Source organism: Vibrio sp. 10N.222.52.C3 (assembly GCF_041474195.1).
Lineage (GTDB): Bacteria > Pseudomonadota > Gammaproteobacteria > Enterobacterales > Vibrionaceae > Vibrio > Vibrio crassostreae_C.
The window spans coordinates 1-15,625 of the sequence record NZ_JBFRTQ010000027.1; the positions used below are offsets into that span (position 1 = coordinate 1).

Genomic DNA, 15,625 nt, shown 5'->3' on the forward strand with positions numbered 1-15,625 from the left:
GTAAAATAATAGGGCTCTTGAAAAATACTTATATATTTCAATGCATTAAACACTTGTAAAGCATTGCATTTCTAGATTTGACATGTGATCCAAGACGTGTTTTGAAACTAAATTTCGTAAGTGACTAGAAAGTTAGTTCCCCATCAATATATATTTAGCGGCAGAAAATATAATGCAATACATGGTTACATTTTCGCAGGGTGCTAACATATAGGCTACGGGGGTGTGCCGTTAGAACCCAATATAATTATTTTATCTTTATCAGGAGCATAAACATGTTTAAGAACCTTTTTGCTAGCCTGCAGAAAGTTGGTAAGTCTCTGATGCTTCCAGTATCAGTTTTACCAGTTGCGGGTATTTTGCTAGGTGTCGGTGCAGCAGATCTTCCTTTCATTCCAGAAATCGTTTCAAACTTAATGGAACAAGCTGGTGGTTCAGTATTCGGTCAAATGGCACTACTGTTCGCAGTAGGTGTTGCACTTGGCTTTACTAACAACGATGGTGTAGCGGGTCTAGCTGCTATCGTTGGTTACGGCATCATGACTGCTACACTTGGCGTAATGGCTGGTGTAATGGGCGTTGATAAAATCGATACTGGTGTACTAGGTGGTATCCTAGTCGGTGGTGTTGCTGCTTGGGCATTCAACCGTTTCTTCCGTATTCAACTACCAGAGTACCTTGGCTTCTTCGCTGGTAAGCGTGCTGTGCCAATCATCACAGGTTTCTCTGCGATTGGTCTAGCAATCCTACTATCTGTAGTATGGCCACCAGTTGGCGGCGCTATCTCTGCGTTCTCTGATTGGGCTGCTCACCAAAACCCACAAGTGGCGTTTGGTATCTACGGTATTGTTGAGCGTTCTCTAATTCCATTTGGTCTTCACCACGTTTGGAACGTACCTTTCTTCTTTGAAGCTGGTACTTGTGTAAACGCTGCTGGCGAAACTCAAAACGGTGTTCTTACTTGTTACTTAGTTGCTGATGACGCATCTCGTGCAGCGGGCAATGGCTTCGGTCAGCTAGCTGGTGGTTACATGTTCAAGATGTTCGGTCTACCTGCTGCTGCAATCGCGATTGCACACTCAGCTAAGCCTGAAAACCGCGCTAAAGTAATGGGCATCATGGCTTCTGCTGCGTTGACTTCATTCCTAACGGGTATCACTGAACCAATCGAATTCTCTTTCCTATTCGTTGCTCCAGTACTGTACGCAATCCACGCTCTACTAGCTGGTTCTGCATACGTTCTTGCGAACACTCTAGGTTTTGTACACGGTACATCTTTCTCACACGGTCTAATCGACTTCCTAGTTCTATCTGGCAACGCGTCTAAGATGGGCCTAATGGTTGTATGTGGTATTGCTTACGCTGCAATTTACTACATCGTATTCCGCACTGTGATTAAAGCTCTAGACCTTAAAACTCCAGGCCGTGAAGACGAGACTGAAGAAGAGTCAGTTGCGACTGGTTCTGAACTTGCTGGTGAGCTAGTTGCTGCATTCGGTGGCAAAGCGAACATCACTGGTCTTGACGCTTGTATTACTCGTCTACGTGTTGCAGTAGCTGATACAGCTCTTGTTGACCAAGACAAGCTGAAGAAACTAGGCGCTGCAGGTGTTGTAGTAGTAGCGGGTGGCGTACAAGCTATCTTCGGTACTAAGTCTGACAACCTTAAGACAGACATGGATGAGTGGATCCGTAACAACGGTTAATTCTCTGATTCAATAAATTGAAAGGAGGCCGAAAGGCCTCCTTTTTTGTTTTCTGCTCTATGAAAGATCTATTGTGCTTAATCTCCATTAACTCAGGTACTTATCATTCAACTCGATCATTTGATGGTCGTTCCCAAATTTTTCGTGTCTTTTATCTTTTACCCAGCGATGACACCTTTTGCTGAGATTCCAGTAGACTTCCGTTTTTTAAATACAGTCTGAGAATATTATGAAACATCGTTACTTGATCGGCCTTATGTGCTGCAGCGGAGCCTCGTTTGCTCAAGCTTCTGAAGCTCCAGCTTTGGAAGTTGGACTCGCCATTGACCAAGACCTGAGTGTCGTTGTGGAATTTGATCAGAAATACCGTGCTACGATTGGCAATGACGGCGCTGCCTTTGATTACATTTTGAAGCGTGGTCAGTTCGAGACTGAAGCTCCGTTGAGCTGGTACGTCGGTGCTGGTGCTTGGGCTGAATGGAATGACGACTTTGGCTTACGCTTGCCGTTAGGCGTGAAAGTGAATTTCTACGAAGGTTGGAATGCTTACGCTCAAGTTCACCCTGAACTCGATATGTATAAAGGTGTTGAGTTGCAAGTGGGCGGCGCTTTAGGTGTTACCTATAAGTTCTAACCTGAACTAAAACCGTTTTAATAATGAAAAAACCAGCATTTAGCTGGTTTTTTCGTTTGGGCCGATCTTATATTTTTGCTTCATTGAGCCGCTTAGAAAGTAAAACTCAGTCCGACATTGGCTTGGAATTGGTTCATCCAGTCGGTATCAAAGCGAATGATGCACTCTTGCCCGTTATTTGGGATATTACAAACACCGGAGGTATCGTTGTCGACAACCGTGCCTAACCAACGTACTTGTGTGTTCAACGCTAGTCGGTCACTAAATTTGTACTCTAAGCCACCAAAGATAGAAGTTGAGAATCCATACTTATCTTTTGCCCAGTCTACATCGACGTAAGAAGCACCCAGGCCTAGCCCTAGATAACCCGACAACACAGGCGAAGCAGGGTAGTAGATGCTGCTTTGAAGGTGCAGGTATTGGATGGAGGAGCTTAGGTTAAGCGTTTCTAATTCCGAGCTCTGATTGGAGTAGAAGAAGCCGATGCGTCCTTTTTCAAGTGGCGTTTCAATGGCAAAGGTGTAATTTTCAGAGCCTTTCATGTCATAGGTTTTACCGTCTTGGTCTTCGACACTGCCACCGCCGGTATAACCTACCATAGGTGTAATGATGATCTCCGGCGAAGCATACGCGCTTGAAACGGAGAGAAGCGTAATCAGTGCCATCATATTTGCTTTGTTATTCATGAGTATATCCTTATCCATACACTTACTAATTGTGATGGTTACATCAATATTGTGCGACTAATTTCGACGATTCTTGAAGATACTTCACACACCTGATAGTACTTAAATAGAGACTCGACAAATTAATAATAAACCAGAGGTGTCTATGGACCATAATCTGAAAAATGCCCTACAAATTACCGTGTTTATCTACATGATCATTCTTTCATTTGGCTTTATTGCGATTGGTAGTTAATACCATCTATTGCGAGGCTGAGTTTTGATACTCAGGGAATAATGAATAGTGGGATTATAACCAATATTGATACAGCAATAGACTTGGATTATTACGCTAAGTTTATTGCTGGAAAAACAGCACTGGTCGCTCAAGGTGGCGGACAGAGAAGTATTTTTACTTCTGGAGTGCTGGATGCCTTTCTTCTCTCAAATTTTGACCCCTTCGACGAATTTTTTGGTACCTCAGCAGGTGCTCTCAACTTATGTGCTTATCTGTGCCGTGATAAAGGCCTTGGACGTTCTTTTGTTCTCGACCTCACAACCTCACCAGAGTTCTTCAATCTCTTTTCCTATATACGACACAGAAAGAACCTAGGATTAGAATGGGCGCTAGAACAAATCATGGCTTACCCATATAAGCTCGATCTGGATTTAGGGCGACAAACGCTAGGCGATCGCCACTTCTATGCGGCTGTAACGGATTCCAAAGACTTACGAGACCACTACTTCCCATTATTGGGCGAAGATTGGTACAAGGTGATGATTGCGACCTGTGCTATTCCTCGCTTGTACAATGACGAAGTCTTTATTGGTGACAGTGCTTATGTGGACGGTGGTGTATCGGCGTGTATCCCAGTTCAGGAAGCCTGGCGAAGACAAGCTCGTTCTATTGTGGTGATTCGTACTGAGCCAGTGGTGGAGGAAGGTAATACCCATTTGGTTGAAGCACCAGTTAAGGGATCTTCAGTCAAAGCGCCTAAACCTATATCTGCAGAAGAACTGGAGTGGTTCCGCGAATCTTTCGACAGTGTTCAAGGCCATTGGCAACAGAAAGTGGAACAGTGGAAAACCGACTGGACCTCTTTCTTCCAACAACAAATTATGCGCTCAAAAGAGCAGAAGCGTGACCGTGGGCATTTAGACCTGCTGAACGGTGGTCGCTGGCTATTTGGTGCAGATGATATTTATCGCTTAAGTCATTTAATCGGAGATAAGTTTGATTCAGGGTTGGCTGACATGCTGATGGTGCATTATCAGACCTACTCATTGACTCAGGATTTTTTGAATTCGCCACCAGACGACGCGTTTGTGGTTCAGATAGCACCTAGTCAAACGCTTAAATCGAGCTCATTAATGAGTCATAAAGATGATTTACTGCATGATTACGAATTGGGTTTAGAAGCCGGTTACCGATTTGTGGAGACCTATACCTCAACGGAAAACGCTCGCAACTCGCATATGCCACAGTTAGCCACCATTGCTGCGGGTAACTAATTCCCGAAGTTGATGAGCTAGCATGCTGTGAGCTCGTTATGCTGTTTAAGCAGATTTTAGTGAGTCGTGTTCTGAAATGAAAAAGGGTTATTGAACTTGGTTCGATAACCCTTTTAAGTTTTTGAGATTAGGCGAATCGTTTCGCCTTAAGGTCAAATATTAGGTGACAGGCAAGATTCTCATACAGTTGGTTGACCCTGCTACATCCATAATGTCGCCTTGAGTGACGATCACTAGGTCACCAAACTTAAGGTGTCCTTTCTCTTTCAAGCAAGTGAGTGTAGATAGTGCAATGTCAAAGCTGTCTTCGGCTTCTGTCTCGAAGTAGATTGGTGTCACACCTCGGTATAAGGTACAGCGATTAAGCGTTCCTTCGTTACGAGACAGCGCGTAGATCGGCATGTCGGCACTCAGGCGAGACATCATCAGTGCGGTGCGGCCTGACTCGGTGAGAGTGACAACGCCTTTAATGCCTTCCATATGGTTTGCAGAGTAGATGGTCGCCATCGAAACGGTTTCTTCGGCAGTAACAAAGGTGCGGTCAATACGGTAATTGGATTGGTTATTAATGCCTGCCATTTTTTCCGCACCAATACAGACTTCAGCCATCGATTTTACGGTCTCGACTGGGTAGTCACCAGCTGCAGTTTCACCAGACAGCATCACAGCATCGGTGCCATCGAGTACGGCGTTGGCAACATCCATAACTTCGGCACGGGTTGGCATTGGCGCAGAAATCATTGATTCCATCATCTGAGTTGCGGTGATGACAGTTCGGTTAAGCGCTCTGGCACGGCGTATAAGCTGTTTTTGTACTCCGACTAACTCAGGGTCGCCAATTTCCACTCCGAGGTCACCACGAGCCACCATGACCACATCTGAGGCCATTATGATGTCATCCATGTTCTCAACTGTAGCTACTGTCTCTGCTCGCTCCACTTTTGCGACGAGGTGAGCTTCTAAGCCGGCTTCTCGTGCAAGCTGACGAGCATAGTGCATGTCTTCACCATTACGAGGGAAAGACACCGCTAGGTAATCCACTTTGATTTGTGCGGCGGTGACGATGTCGCGCTTGTCTTTTTCTGTTAGCGCTTCTGCGGAAAGGCCACCCCCTTTTTTGTTGATGCCTTTGTTATTTGAGAGTGGGCCGCCAATGATGACTTCGGTATGAACGCGACAGCCTTCCACTTTGGTTACTTTGAGTTGAACACGACCATCGTCAAGCAACAGTATATCGCCGGCGGATACGTCGTTAGGCAGTTCTTTGTAATCAAGGCCAACGGCTTCTTGATTGCCTTCACCTAAACCTAGGCTGCTATCGAGAGTGAACAGGTCGCCTACGGCAAGTTGGATTTTGCCATCTTTGAATGTCGACACACGAATCTTGGGACCTTGTAAGTCTCCGAGAATGGCGATTTGAGTACCGTGTCTTTTTGCTATTGCTCTGACTTTTTCTGCGCGTTGTATATGGTCGTCGCTGGTGCCGTGAGAGAAGTTCATACGAACAATATTGGCACCGGCTTTGATGATCTCTTCAAGCACGTTACCTTTATCAGTAGAAGGGCCTAGCGTTGTGACGATTTTCGTTTTTCTTAATTCGGCTGTCATGAATACTCCTAGAGTGAGGCCAAGTAATCTTTTAAAAGACTGAATTAAGTATATGCATTAATTGATAATTTATTGGGAGCTAGGAGGATATTTCTTGATTTGCCTTTAATTATTGAATTCAGGGCTCAAACGCGATGTTTTATTCTGAAAATTAAGTCGCAAATTATCGATGTGGGTGTTAATTTTCCTCGAACTATTTGACTCGATACACAAAGATTCATGTATATACGTGATACTGGTCACGGCGATATACCAAGTGACTTCACAATTACTTCGCAAAGTAAAAAAATTACCTCGTTGATGATTTCTGGAGCGTAAAATGTACATGGCTCAACCGGGCCATATTGATCATATCAAACAGGTCAATGCTGGTCGTGTATATAAACTAATTGACCTTAAAGGTCCTATTTCTCGTATCGATCTGTCCAAGCAAAGTGAGTTGGCTCCGGCGAGTATTACTAAAATTACCCGTGAACTCATTGAAGCTCACCTTATTCACGAAACGACGGTTCAAGAAGCCACGACTCGTGGGCGTCCTGCTGTCGGTCTGCAAACCAATAACGAAGGTTGGCAATTTTTGTCGATGCGTCTTGGTCGCGGATACTTGACGATCGCGCTCCATGAATTGGGCGGCGACGTGCTTATCGATACCAAGATTGATATCCATGAACGTGATCAAGACGATGTGCTTGCGCGTCTTCTCCATGAAATCGATGAGTTCTTCCAAACCTATGCCGAGCAACTCGACAGGGTGACGAGTATCGCTATCACACTGCCAGGTCTGGTGAATTCAGAGCAAGGTATTGTGTTGCAGATGCCGCACTATAACGTTGAAAACTTAGCGTTGGGGCCGGAGATCTACAAAGAAACCGGTTTGCCAGTTTTTATTGCCAATGATACCCGAGCGTGGGCATTAGCAGAAAAGCTGTTTGGTAACTCACAAGACAACGACAACTCTGTTCTTATCTCGATTCACCACGGTTTAGGTGCCGGGATCATTCTTGATGGTCGCGTTCTGCAAGGACGTCACGGTAACATCGGTGAGTTGGGGCATATCCAGATCGATAAAGAAGGCAAGCTTTGCCACTGTGGTAATCGAGGCTGTTTAGAAACGGTGGCGAGTTCTCAGGCAATCCGTGAGCAAGTCAAAGAGCGATTGGTAAATGGTGAAGAATCAACGCTAACGGTGTTTGAAGACGTCACTATTGAACAGATCTGTGCTGCCGCTGCTAATGGGGATCCGCTGGCTGTCGAAGTGATTGAACAGTTAGGCCGTTATCTAGGTTCTGCGATTGCGATTGTGATTAACCTGTTCAACCCAGAGAAAATCTTGGTGGGTGGTGTTATCAATCAGGCGAAGAGCGTGTTATACCCGGCGATTCAAAAGTGTATCGAAGAGCAGAGTCTATCGGTTTACCATAAAGACTTAGAGCTGGTGGAATCTCGTTTTTATAAGCAGGCAACCATGCCAGGTGCTGCGCTCATCAAGCAGGCCTTATACGATGGCCAACTGTTAATGAAAGTTATTGAAGGTTAACCCCTTTTTCTCGTCTTGTAGCCTTACCTTGAACCTTTCCATGTACTTAAGCTTTGTATAACATCATTTGTTGTACTTAGTTTAAGCATTCTGTGCATTGGCGCTTTGCTTTAACCTATTGAAGTAGGCTATTGTAGCCACAGTTATTATTTGTCACTAAGGTGTTGTATGTCTGGCGTTTTAAATTCGGTTGATCAGAGAACCAAACTGGTCGGTGAAAACCGTCTGGAACTCTTGTTATTCAGCTTAAATAGTCGTCAACTATTTGCGATTAACGTATTTAAAGTGAAAGAAGTCCTCAAAGTGCCAGTACTCACTCGCTTACCGGGCTCTCATCATCATATTACGGGTGTTGCGTCTTTACGTGGTGAATCGGTGCCTGTTATCGATTTACGCAGTGCCATTGGCTTTCCGCCATCTCGTGCGGAGTCTCAAGAGAGCAACCTGATTATTACGGAATACAACCGAACCGTACAAGGTTTCTTGGTTGGGCAAGTTCGTAATATCGTGAACACGACATGGACAGAAATCCAGCCGCCGCCAAAGACAACAGGCCGTGCAAACTACCTAACCGCTATTACGCATATTCAAGAAGAAGAGCAGCACAAGATCGTCGAGATCATCGATGTTGAGAAAGTGTTGGCTGAGATCATTGATTACGATGTCTCGATCTCTGAAGGCGTTTTAGATGAACAATTAGCTCAGGAGATGATAGGACGCAATGTGCTTATCGTTGATGACTCTTCAACAGCGCGTAACCAGATCAAAGGCACCTTGTCGCAGTTGGGTTTGAACATTATTGAGTGTTGTGATGGCTTAGAAGCACTGATCTTACTTAAGGGCTGGTGTGATGAAGGCAAAGACATCAATCAAGAAATATTGTTGATGATCACCGATGCTGAAATGCCTGAAATGGACGGCTACAAGCTGACACACGAAGTACGTACTGACCCAAGAATGCATGACCTATTCATCACGCTAAATACTTCATTAAGTGGAAGTTTTAATGAAGCTATGGTTGAGAAAGTAGGGTGTAACCGCTTTATTTCTAAGTTCCAGCCAGACCTCTTGGTTGAAGTGACTCAAGAGCGAATGCGTCAGATTTTATAATTAATGCTGCTGTACGGTTTGTTTTGAGTGACCTTATAGAAAACGCTTGCTAATATTCACGCAGCATATTTTTCTTAACGAAATATGCTCAACTACTAGCGTAATTTTTCACACACAATCTAAGGTAGTTCCTCTTAATGATATGGTTAACGTCTAAAGTCGTCATGACTTTGAGCTTATTACTGTATAGGGAATTTAAGAAAAGACGTACGGAAGCTGAAGTTGAGTCATAACTCAACAACTGGAATTGAAGGGAAGCGGATGCTTCCCTTTTTCGTTTTTCTTTCTCTCTTTTCTTTAGCCAATGATCGATTGAGAACAGTTGGTACTTCGCTAATGAAAATCCCGAGATTTGGTTTTCAAGCCAACAATTTCATCGGTAATATCGATAAGTTTTCCCGCGATAACATGCACGACTTCACCTTCTTTTTCTAATATCCCTTGTACTTTTAACGCCTTGGCTGTGAGATAAGCTTGCTGTTGAGCGCGTGCGGTTGCTCCCCATACCACGACATTAATATTGCCAGTGCTATCTTCCAGCGTAACAAAGGTGACACCTGCCGCGGTGCCGGGAGATTGTTTACCTGTGACTAATCCGACAACGGTGACCATAGATTTGTGTCTTTGCTGTATTAAATCTTTCATGTGTGTGAATCGACCTAATCGTCCTGCTTCTTCGAGCAAAGTGATGGGGTGCTTGTTCAATGAAATTCCGACACTGGTGAAGTCTTCGAGTAGATCTTGCATCTCGTTGGGCTTGTGCAGTACATGTTCGTCATGTCCTGCCTCAGCATCGTCATAGGCTTGGCTAAACAGAGGTAAATCCGACGCCGAGTCCATGATCGCCCAGCGAGTCTGGAAGCGGTCTCCAGAAACGTTATGTAGCGCATTGGCCGATGCCAGTAGCTCGATATCTTTCTTATTCATCGATAACTGTTTCACCTGACTAGGGTGGCGATAACCGGATGGTGGACGATTGGCGAGCACGCTTTGAATTCCATGCTCGCTGAATCCTTTGATTTGTCGCAGCCCTAAGCGAATCGCTAGACCATTCTGATGAGGGGCAACCGTGTGGTCGTTTTGAGAAGCGTTCACACATACCGGAAGTATCACCACATTGTGTCGTTGTGCGTCTTGTACTAACTGTGAAGGGCTATAAAACCCCATCGGTTGGCTATTCAACAGAGAAGCGTAGAAGCACTCTGGGTAGTAGCATTTCAACCAAGCGGAGCAATACGCTAACACCGCAAACGAAGCGGAGTGGCTTTCAGGAAAACCGTACTCGCCAAAGCCGCATATCTGTTTAAAGATCTGCTCAGCAAACTCTGTCTCATAGCCGCGCTTTTGCATTCCTTCGATGAGTTTGTTTTTAAACTTAAAGACGTTGCCATTTTTCTTCCAAGCGGCCATTGCCCGTCTGAGTTGATCTGCTTCTCCGCCTGTGAACCCTGCAGCGACCATCGCGAGTTTGATCACTTGCTCTTGGAATATCGGTACACCCAAGGTGCGCGACAGTACTGATTCCACATCTTTAGATGGATAACTGATTGGCTCAATGCCATCTCGACGCTTGAGAAACGGATGCACCATATCGCCCTGAATAGGACCTGGGCGTACGATAGCGATTTGAATCACCAAGTCGTAATAAGTCTTCGGTTTAAGCCTTGGCAGCATGCTCATTTGTGCGCGTGACTCAATTTGGAATATCCCGACTGTGTCTGCTCGTTGAATCATGCCGTAAACTTGAGGATCGTCCTTAAGGCGAGTGATCTCTGCAATGGTCAGTGATCGCCCGTGAATACGTTTGATCAGGTCGAAACATTTACGAATCGCAGAGAGCATACCCAACGCGAGCACATCAACTTTCAGCAGCCCCAAGGTTTCTAGATCGTCCTTATCCCATTGGATAATGGTTCGATCGTGCATTGCGGCATTCTCGACGGGAACCAGTTCATACAAAGGCCCTGAAGATATGACAAAGCCACCGACATGTTGAGATAAGTGACGTGGGAAGCCGATGATCTCATTCACCAAGTGGATAAACTGTTGTCCCTTCAAAGAATCAGGTTGTAGCCCCAATTGAGTGAGCTGAGCCTGCCAACCTAAGCTTTTGTCCCTACGGTTGGTGTTCTTGATGAAGTAGTCGAGCTGAGTTTCTTGTAGCCCCAATGCTTTACCGACATCTCTTACCGCACTTTTAAAGCGATAAGAGATGACCGTTGCGGCAAGTGCAGCCCGTTCTCTACCGTATTTTTGGTAGATGTATTGAATAACTTCTTCGCGGCGTTCATGTTCAAAATCGACATCAATATCAGGCGGCTCATCGCGCTCTTTACTGATGAAACGCTCAAACAGCACCGAGATCTGTCTTGGGTCGACAGAGGTGATTTCTAGACAGTAACAGACCACGGAATTGGCCGCTGAACCTCGACCTTGGTAAAGAATGCCTTGGCTTTTAGCAAACATCACGATGTCGTGGATAGTGAGAAAAAAGAAAGGGTAGTCAAGCTCGCCAATTAACCCCAATTCTTTCTCTATGATCTGTTGGATGTCGTTAGGTACACCTTGTGGGAAGCGAGCTCGTTTTCCCTTTTCGACCAACATGCGCAGATAACTCATGGGTGTTTCACCTTGAGGGATCAGCTCACTGGGATATTCGTAGCGCAAGCTATCTAAATCAAATTCACACAACTCGGAGATTCGGTTGCTCTCTTCTAGCCACTCAGCTTTGAAAATATGGGAGAGCTTATTGATACTTCGCAAACAACGCTCGGCATTAGCGAGTAAGTGACTGCCCACTTCGGTAATTGGCTTTTGATATTTTATCGCAGTAAGTGAGTGCTGCAAGGGTAAGCGATTCGCGTTGTGCATCAACACACCACCACAAGCTGTTATTGGCAGTTGATGATGTTGTGACAGCTCAACGCAGTAATCTGTGTACTGCTGGTCGGTTTGCTTTAGGTGTCTTTGTAAGCCAATCCACAACCGACCTGAATGATGCTGGGATAGCCATTGCCCCCAGTGCACGTCTTCATTTTTCTGTTGAGGAAGCCAAAGAATAAAGCAGTGTTTAGCCGACATGATATCCCACTCAGAGAGCTGATAATGTCCCTTGCTGCTACGACGTCTCGCGTTGGTAATTATACGGCACAGCTCGGCGTAGGCTTGTCTGTTTGGGCATATCAAGACCACTTGGCACTCTTCATTTAGCCAAAACATGCTCCCGACAATTTGCTTGAGTGATAGTTTATGTTGCTTGATCGCAGAGTGAACCTTAACGATGCCCGCGACTGAGCACTCATCAGTAACCGCGAGTGCTTTGTAACGTAAGAAGTCGGCCTGTAAAACAAGCTCTTCCGCATGCGAAGCTCCCTCTAGAAAGGAGTAATTGCTTTGACAGAAAAGCTCTGAGTATTGCTGAGACATAAAGTAATCTCACTTAACCATTGCGAGTGAACATGATTGAAAAGGGACGCTGAAATTGAATCAGTAGAACAGACTAGCTAAATAAGCCGTGCAAAAACCACTGCTTATCTGGCGTTCTAAATATCCAGAGCCACCGACCGTTTTCGCTGTGAGCAATAAAGTAGTCACGAATGACCTTCTCTCCGTCCCACCAGCCAGAGACAATGCGCTCTGGGCCTTGAGATAAGGTGACGCTTTCGGTTAAGGCTTCGGGCTCTGGCAGTAAAATACTGGGCCTGAGCCGCTGTTGAACGACGCTGAGAGCTATGGTTTGTTGCTCGCTCTCTGGGGGTGTTTGCCTTTTTGTCACAGACTTACTCAGTGTTGGGAGCGAATACTGATTGGCCTTTTCTGGCCTTGGGTCGTGCTGTATTTTTGGTGTTTGAATACAGGCTTGTCCAAGCTTTGCTTGCAGTAGTGAGAGCAAATCTAACGCGGCAAGTGTTCCGGTATTACCATCAAAAAGATCATGGTAGGCCATTTGGGGTTCTCCATGACGAACCAAGCTGAGGGTCAGTCCTTGAACCGGTGCGGTGAGCTTGAGTGACTCTAAGGTGAGATGAGTAAGGTTCGCCCATTTTTCAGCAAGGTAATCACCTTGTGCCGAATAAAAAGAGACAGGGTGATCGTCTTTATCTCTTAGGTGTAAAGTCAGAGTTAACTCGAAAGCCACTCGATCGCGTAGCTTCAAAAAACATTCGAGTTGATTCAGTAATTTCAGCAACGGCTTTTCGATAAATAGGATGTTTTCAATATCAAACAATAGCTCCAAATATTGCTGGAAATTCTCTGGTGGATGATAGAAATCAATCGGGTGCTTGAACTGGCCGTTAAGGCGACCGACATAATTCACCAAGTCGATATCAAAGCGGCGTGCGACCTCTTGCAAAGGCAGCTTTAATAAGTCTTCAACGGTATTGATACCGACACGGTTCAGGCGTTCCACTTGCTTGGTCGGTAGCTCACTGGAAATTAATGCTTGTTGATTGACCCAAGTTTTCATCTGCTCAATATTGTTTGTTGCTTGGTTGATCGCTTGCTTACCCAAAAGGATCGCAGAAAGCGGCGAATAACCCGTAGCGAAGCTGAACTGGATATTGAGCGTTTCTAAGTGGCTTTTGAGCTCATGCCAGTAGTTATCTAGCCCGTCGTAAAGTGACAGCATGTTAGAGGCTTTAATCAACAAACCATTAGGTGGCAATAACGCCATGTCGGAAGTGACCAGATACGCCCATTGAGCGATCTCTTTAAGCTTACTTTTCTCCAGTTCAATACTGTAAGGGTGGACGTGTAAGTTGTGGCACAAAGCTGCTGCAGACCCTAAGCCCATACCAAGCGAAATTCCCGATTGCAGCGCAGCTGGGTTTGCTTGCAGTACATGGTGATCTTTTTCATCCACGATGATAATAGGTTGTTCGCGTGAGTCTTCGCTCGAACCCAATTCATTAGAGTTAAACAAGGTATCCAACTGCAGAGATGGAAAGTGCAGATAAAGCCACAACATACGTTAGCCTTGCTTCGCAATAGGAAAAGCCAGCACAGTGTTACCAGACAAAGCGCGGTCTGAATTGTCTTCATAAACGACTTTCTCTGTGAGTAACGGCCAGTAGTGTGTCATGTCTAGAATAAAGCTGCCATACGACCAGCTGCCTTTTCTCTTAGTCACTTCAACCTTTAATCCCTGCGCGTGAGAAGAGAGTTTCATGCTTAAGGAAACGGGCAGGGATAATTGATTATGGCTGGTGGCTTTAAAGTGAAATTGCAGGCACTTACCGGTTTCGCTTGCTGCTTGTAGGCGTTTGGTTTGGTGAATTTCGAGATCGGTTCCCCATAACAATACAGAATGGCAAGCACCACTTTTGAGGCACTGCTCAGCTGCCCACAACGCATCGAGATCGCGTTGAGGCTGGATAACGAGAATGTTTTCTAATTCAATGCCTTGGCTGTTAAAAAACTCAGCACAGATCTTCCCTGGCGGGTTAATGAATATGGCCAGTTTTTGCGAGTTTTGTTGAGATAAATAGGGCGTCAGTAGGCGAAGCTCGCCGATCCCTTGTTGTGATTCAACTTCAATAACGCCGTGCGTCGGGAAGCCGCCATCAAGCTGTTTATCCAGTTGAGGATAGCCTGTTGAAGTGGTGCTTCCTTGCGTTGTTGATTGTAACCCTTTCCAGATTAGCTGGCGGTCTTGTAAGTTTTTTATTAGTTCATGCATAATTAAATACCTGTATATTTATACAGTATATTTAACAATGAAAAAGATGCAAAGCAAAATGACGAAAATTAGGGGAATAATACCAATCACAGTAAGTAAGTGATCATAAATAGCGCAGGAAAAATGCTTGAGAACAAGGCAGAAATTTTCGATAAGTAGTTATTCTACAATCAAAATTTCTAACGCCGTTATCGAGTGTTTTAACAAGCTAGGATGACCAGTTATTTACTACGATTGGTATCAGTGTTAGTTGATTGATTTAGATACAAAAAAAGCCGCTATGGAAGCGACTTTTTACTATTGGTCAATGATATCAAGTTACTTAGGTTGAGCATCGATACATTGGCCATTAATGTCTGTCACACTTGGGTTCATTAAGTGTAGGTACAGTGGGATGATGTCGAGTGGCGTTTTTAGCTTATTCGCATCTTCTCCTGGGTACGCTTTTGCACGCATACGTGTTTGAGTGCCGCCTGGATTGATTGCGTTAACACGGATGTTCGTGTCTTCAAGCTCGTCCGCTAGGATCTGCATCATACCTTCGGTAGCAAACTTAGAAATTGCGTAAGTGCCCCAGAATGCACGGCCAGAGTGACCAACCGTTGAAGAAGTAAATACGATACGACCTGCTTCTGCTTTTTTAAGTGCAGGTAGCAGAGCTTGAGTCATCAAGAACTCAGACTTCACATTGATCTGCATAACATCATCAAAGGTTTCTTCATCAATCTGCTCAAACGGGCTCAGAGTGCCAAGAACGCCAGCATTATGAAGTAGACCGTCTAAACGACCGAACTGTGATTGAATGGTTTCAGCCATATCAACGTAGTTCTGCTTTGTCGCACCTTTTAAATCCAATGGGATAATCGCAGGTTGTGGGTAACCAGCGCTTTCGATTTCATCGTAAATGAATTCAAGGTTTTTAACATTGCGGCCTAACAGAATGACAGTTGCACCATGTTGAGCGAAGCTTAGTGCTGCTTGGCGACCAATGCCAGCACCGGCACCTGTAACCAAAATTACTTTATCTTTGAGGGCATCTGTAGAGATTGGGTAATCCACTGTGCTTATCCTTCTTTCTTTTATTATGTTCGTCATTCCATTGATGTTTAATCACACAGATAACCGCAGGAATGATGAGAAATTCTTGGTAATCGTGACAAGATGGTTACAATA

General features: G+C 44.9%; 12 protein-coding genes. 6 read left to right on the plus strand and 6 right to left on the minus strand.

From position 1 onward, the window contains the following. Window positions 1-275 precede the first annotated feature (275 nt). Both ptsG and AB4517_RS04340 read left to right on the plus strand, forming a co-directional pair. Window positions 276-1,706 carry a PTS glucose transporter subunit IIBC gene (gene ptsG / locus AB4517_RS04335; RefSeq protein ID WP_017062145.1) on the plus strand — a complete coding sequence of 477 codons (1,431 nt, stop codon included), beginning with the start codon at window positions 276-278 and terminating at the stop codon, window positions 1,704-1,706. 229 nt (window positions 1,707-1,935) lie between these two features. Continuing rightward, window positions 1,936-2,340 carry a hypothetical protein gene (locus AB4517_RS04340; protein WP_017062144.1) on the plus strand — a complete coding sequence of 135 codons (405 nt, stop codon included), beginning with the start codon at window positions 1,936-1,938 and terminating at the stop codon, window positions 2,338-2,340. Window positions 2,341-2,432: 92 nt separating this feature from the next. Here the strand turns inward: AB4517_RS04340 and AB4517_RS04345 are convergent, their stop codons facing one another. Then, the gene (locus AB4517_RS04345) at window positions 2,433-3,026 is read right to left on the minus strand and encodes an outer membrane beta-barrel protein (RefSeq protein WP_017067207.1); all 594 of its coding nucleotides are present in this window, start codon (window positions 3,024-3,026) and stop codon (window positions 2,433-2,435) included. Between the two features lie 145 nt (window positions 3,027-3,171). Here AB4517_RS04345 and AB4517_RS04350 point away from each other — a divergent pair, with 145 nt between their 5' ends. Both AB4517_RS04350 and AB4517_RS04355 read left to right on the plus strand, forming a co-directional pair. Beyond that, a complete protein-coding gene (locus AB4517_RS04350) occupies window positions 3,172-3,261 on the plus strand; it encodes a YnhF family membrane protein (protein WP_100214626.1) in 90 nt (29 codons plus the stop codon). Window positions 3,262-3,302: 41 nt separating this feature from the next. Then, entirely contained in the window at window positions 3,303-4,517 is a 1,215-nt protein-coding gene (locus AB4517_RS04355) for a patatin family protein (RefSeq protein WP_017063485.1), read from the plus strand. Between the two features lie 159 nt (window positions 4,518-4,676). Here AB4517_RS04355 and pyk read toward each other — a convergent pair whose 3' ends face one another. Next, window positions 4,677-6,125, minus strand: a complete 1,449-nt coding sequence (pyk, locus tag AB4517_RS04360) for a pyruvate kinase (protein ID WP_017062141.1) — start codon at window positions 6,123-6,125, stop codon at window positions 4,677-4,679. A gap of 319 nt (window positions 6,126-6,444) precedes the next feature. Here pyk and AB4517_RS04365 point away from each other — a divergent pair, with 319 nt between their 5' ends. Beyond that, window positions 6,445-7,662: an ROK family protein gene (locus AB4517_RS04365; RefSeq protein WP_017062140.1), complete on the plus strand. Its 1,218-nt coding sequence runs from the start codon at window positions 6,445-6,447 to the stop codon at window positions 7,660-7,662. Between the two features lie 168 nt (window positions 7,663-7,830). Further along, complete coding sequence (locus AB4517_RS04370) at window positions 7,831-8,772, plus strand: chemotaxis protein CheV (protein WP_372147952.1); 942 nt, start codon at window positions 7,831-7,833, stop codon at window positions 8,770-8,772. A gap of 333 nt (window positions 8,773-9,105) precedes the next feature. On the opposite strand, the gene AB4517_RS04375 is transcribed toward AB4517_RS04370, so the two are convergent. From AB4517_RS04375 to AB4517_RS04390, 4 genes are all read right to left on the minus strand, one after another. Further along, on the minus strand, window positions 9,106-12,198 hold the full coding sequence (locus tag AB4517_RS04375; RefSeq protein ID WP_372147953.1) for an error-prone DNA polymerase: 3,093 nt from the start codon (window positions 12,196-12,198) through the stop codon (window positions 9,106-9,108). A gap of 73 nt (window positions 12,199-12,271) precedes the next feature. After that, window positions 12,272-13,741 carry a DNA polymerase Y family protein gene (locus tag AB4517_RS04380; protein WP_102319685.1) on the minus strand — a complete coding sequence of 490 codons (1,470 nt, stop codon included), beginning with the start codon at window positions 13,739-13,741 and terminating at the stop codon, window positions 12,272-12,274. 3 nt (window positions 13,742-13,744) lie between these two features. Next, window positions 13,745-14,452 (minus strand): translesion DNA synthesis-associated protein ImuA, encoded by a 708-nt coding sequence (gene imuA / locus AB4517_RS04385; protein WP_372147955.1) that lies wholly within the window; start codon window positions 14,450-14,452, stop codon window positions 13,745-13,747. 318 nt (window positions 14,453-14,770) lie between these two features. Then, window positions 14,771-15,511, minus strand: a complete 741-nt coding sequence (locus tag AB4517_RS04390; protein ID WP_017062135.1) for a YciK family oxidoreductase — start codon at window positions 15,509-15,511, stop codon at window positions 14,771-14,773. Window positions 15,512-15,625: the final 114 nt, after the last annotated feature.

What these genes read in the sequence shown, in the direction of transcription:
- ptsG (WP_017062145.1), top strand. Translation starts at nt 276, where the DNA reads ATGTTTAAGAACCTTTTTGCTAGCCTGCAGAAAGTTGGTAAGTCTCTG.
- AB4517_RS04365 (WP_017062140.1), top strand. Translation starts at nt 6,445, where the DNA reads ATGTACATGGCTCAACCGGGCCATATTGATCATATCAAACAGGTCAAT.
- AB4517_RS04340 (WP_017062144.1), top strand. Translation starts at nt 1,936, where the DNA reads ATGAAACATCGTTACTTGATCGGCCTTATGTGCTGCAGCGGAGCCTCG.
- imuA (WP_372147955.1), bottom strand. Translation starts at nt 14,452, where the DNA reads ATGCATGAACTAATAAAAAACTTACAAGACCGCCAGCTAATCTGGAAA.
- AB4517_RS04350 (WP_100214626.1), top strand. Translation starts at nt 3,172, where the DNA reads ATGGACCATAATCTGAAAAATGCCCTACAAATTACCGTGTTTATCTAC.
- pyk (WP_017062141.1), bottom strand. Translation starts at nt 6,125, where the DNA reads ATGACAGCCGAATTAAGAAAAACGAAAATCGTCACAACGCTAGGCCCT.
- AB4517_RS04375 (WP_372147953.1), bottom strand. Translation starts at nt 12,198, where the DNA reads ATGTCTCAGCAATACTCAGAGCTTTTCTGTCAAAGCAATTACTCCTTT.
- AB4517_RS04345 (WP_017067207.1), bottom strand. Translation starts at nt 3,026, where the DNA reads ATGAATAACAAAGCAAATATGATGGCACTGATTACGCTTCTCTCCGTT.
- AB4517_RS04355 (WP_017063485.1), top strand. Translation starts at nt 3,303, where the DNA reads ATGAATAGTGGGATTATAACCAATATTGATACAGCAATAGACTTGGAT.
- AB4517_RS04380 (WP_102319685.1), bottom strand. Translation starts at nt 13,741, where the DNA reads ATGTTGTGGCTTTATCTGCACTTTCCATCTCTGCAGTTGGATACCTTG.
- AB4517_RS04370 (WP_372147952.1), top strand. Translation starts at nt 7,831, where the DNA reads ATGTCTGGCGTTTTAAATTCGGTTGATCAGAGAACCAAACTGGTCGGT.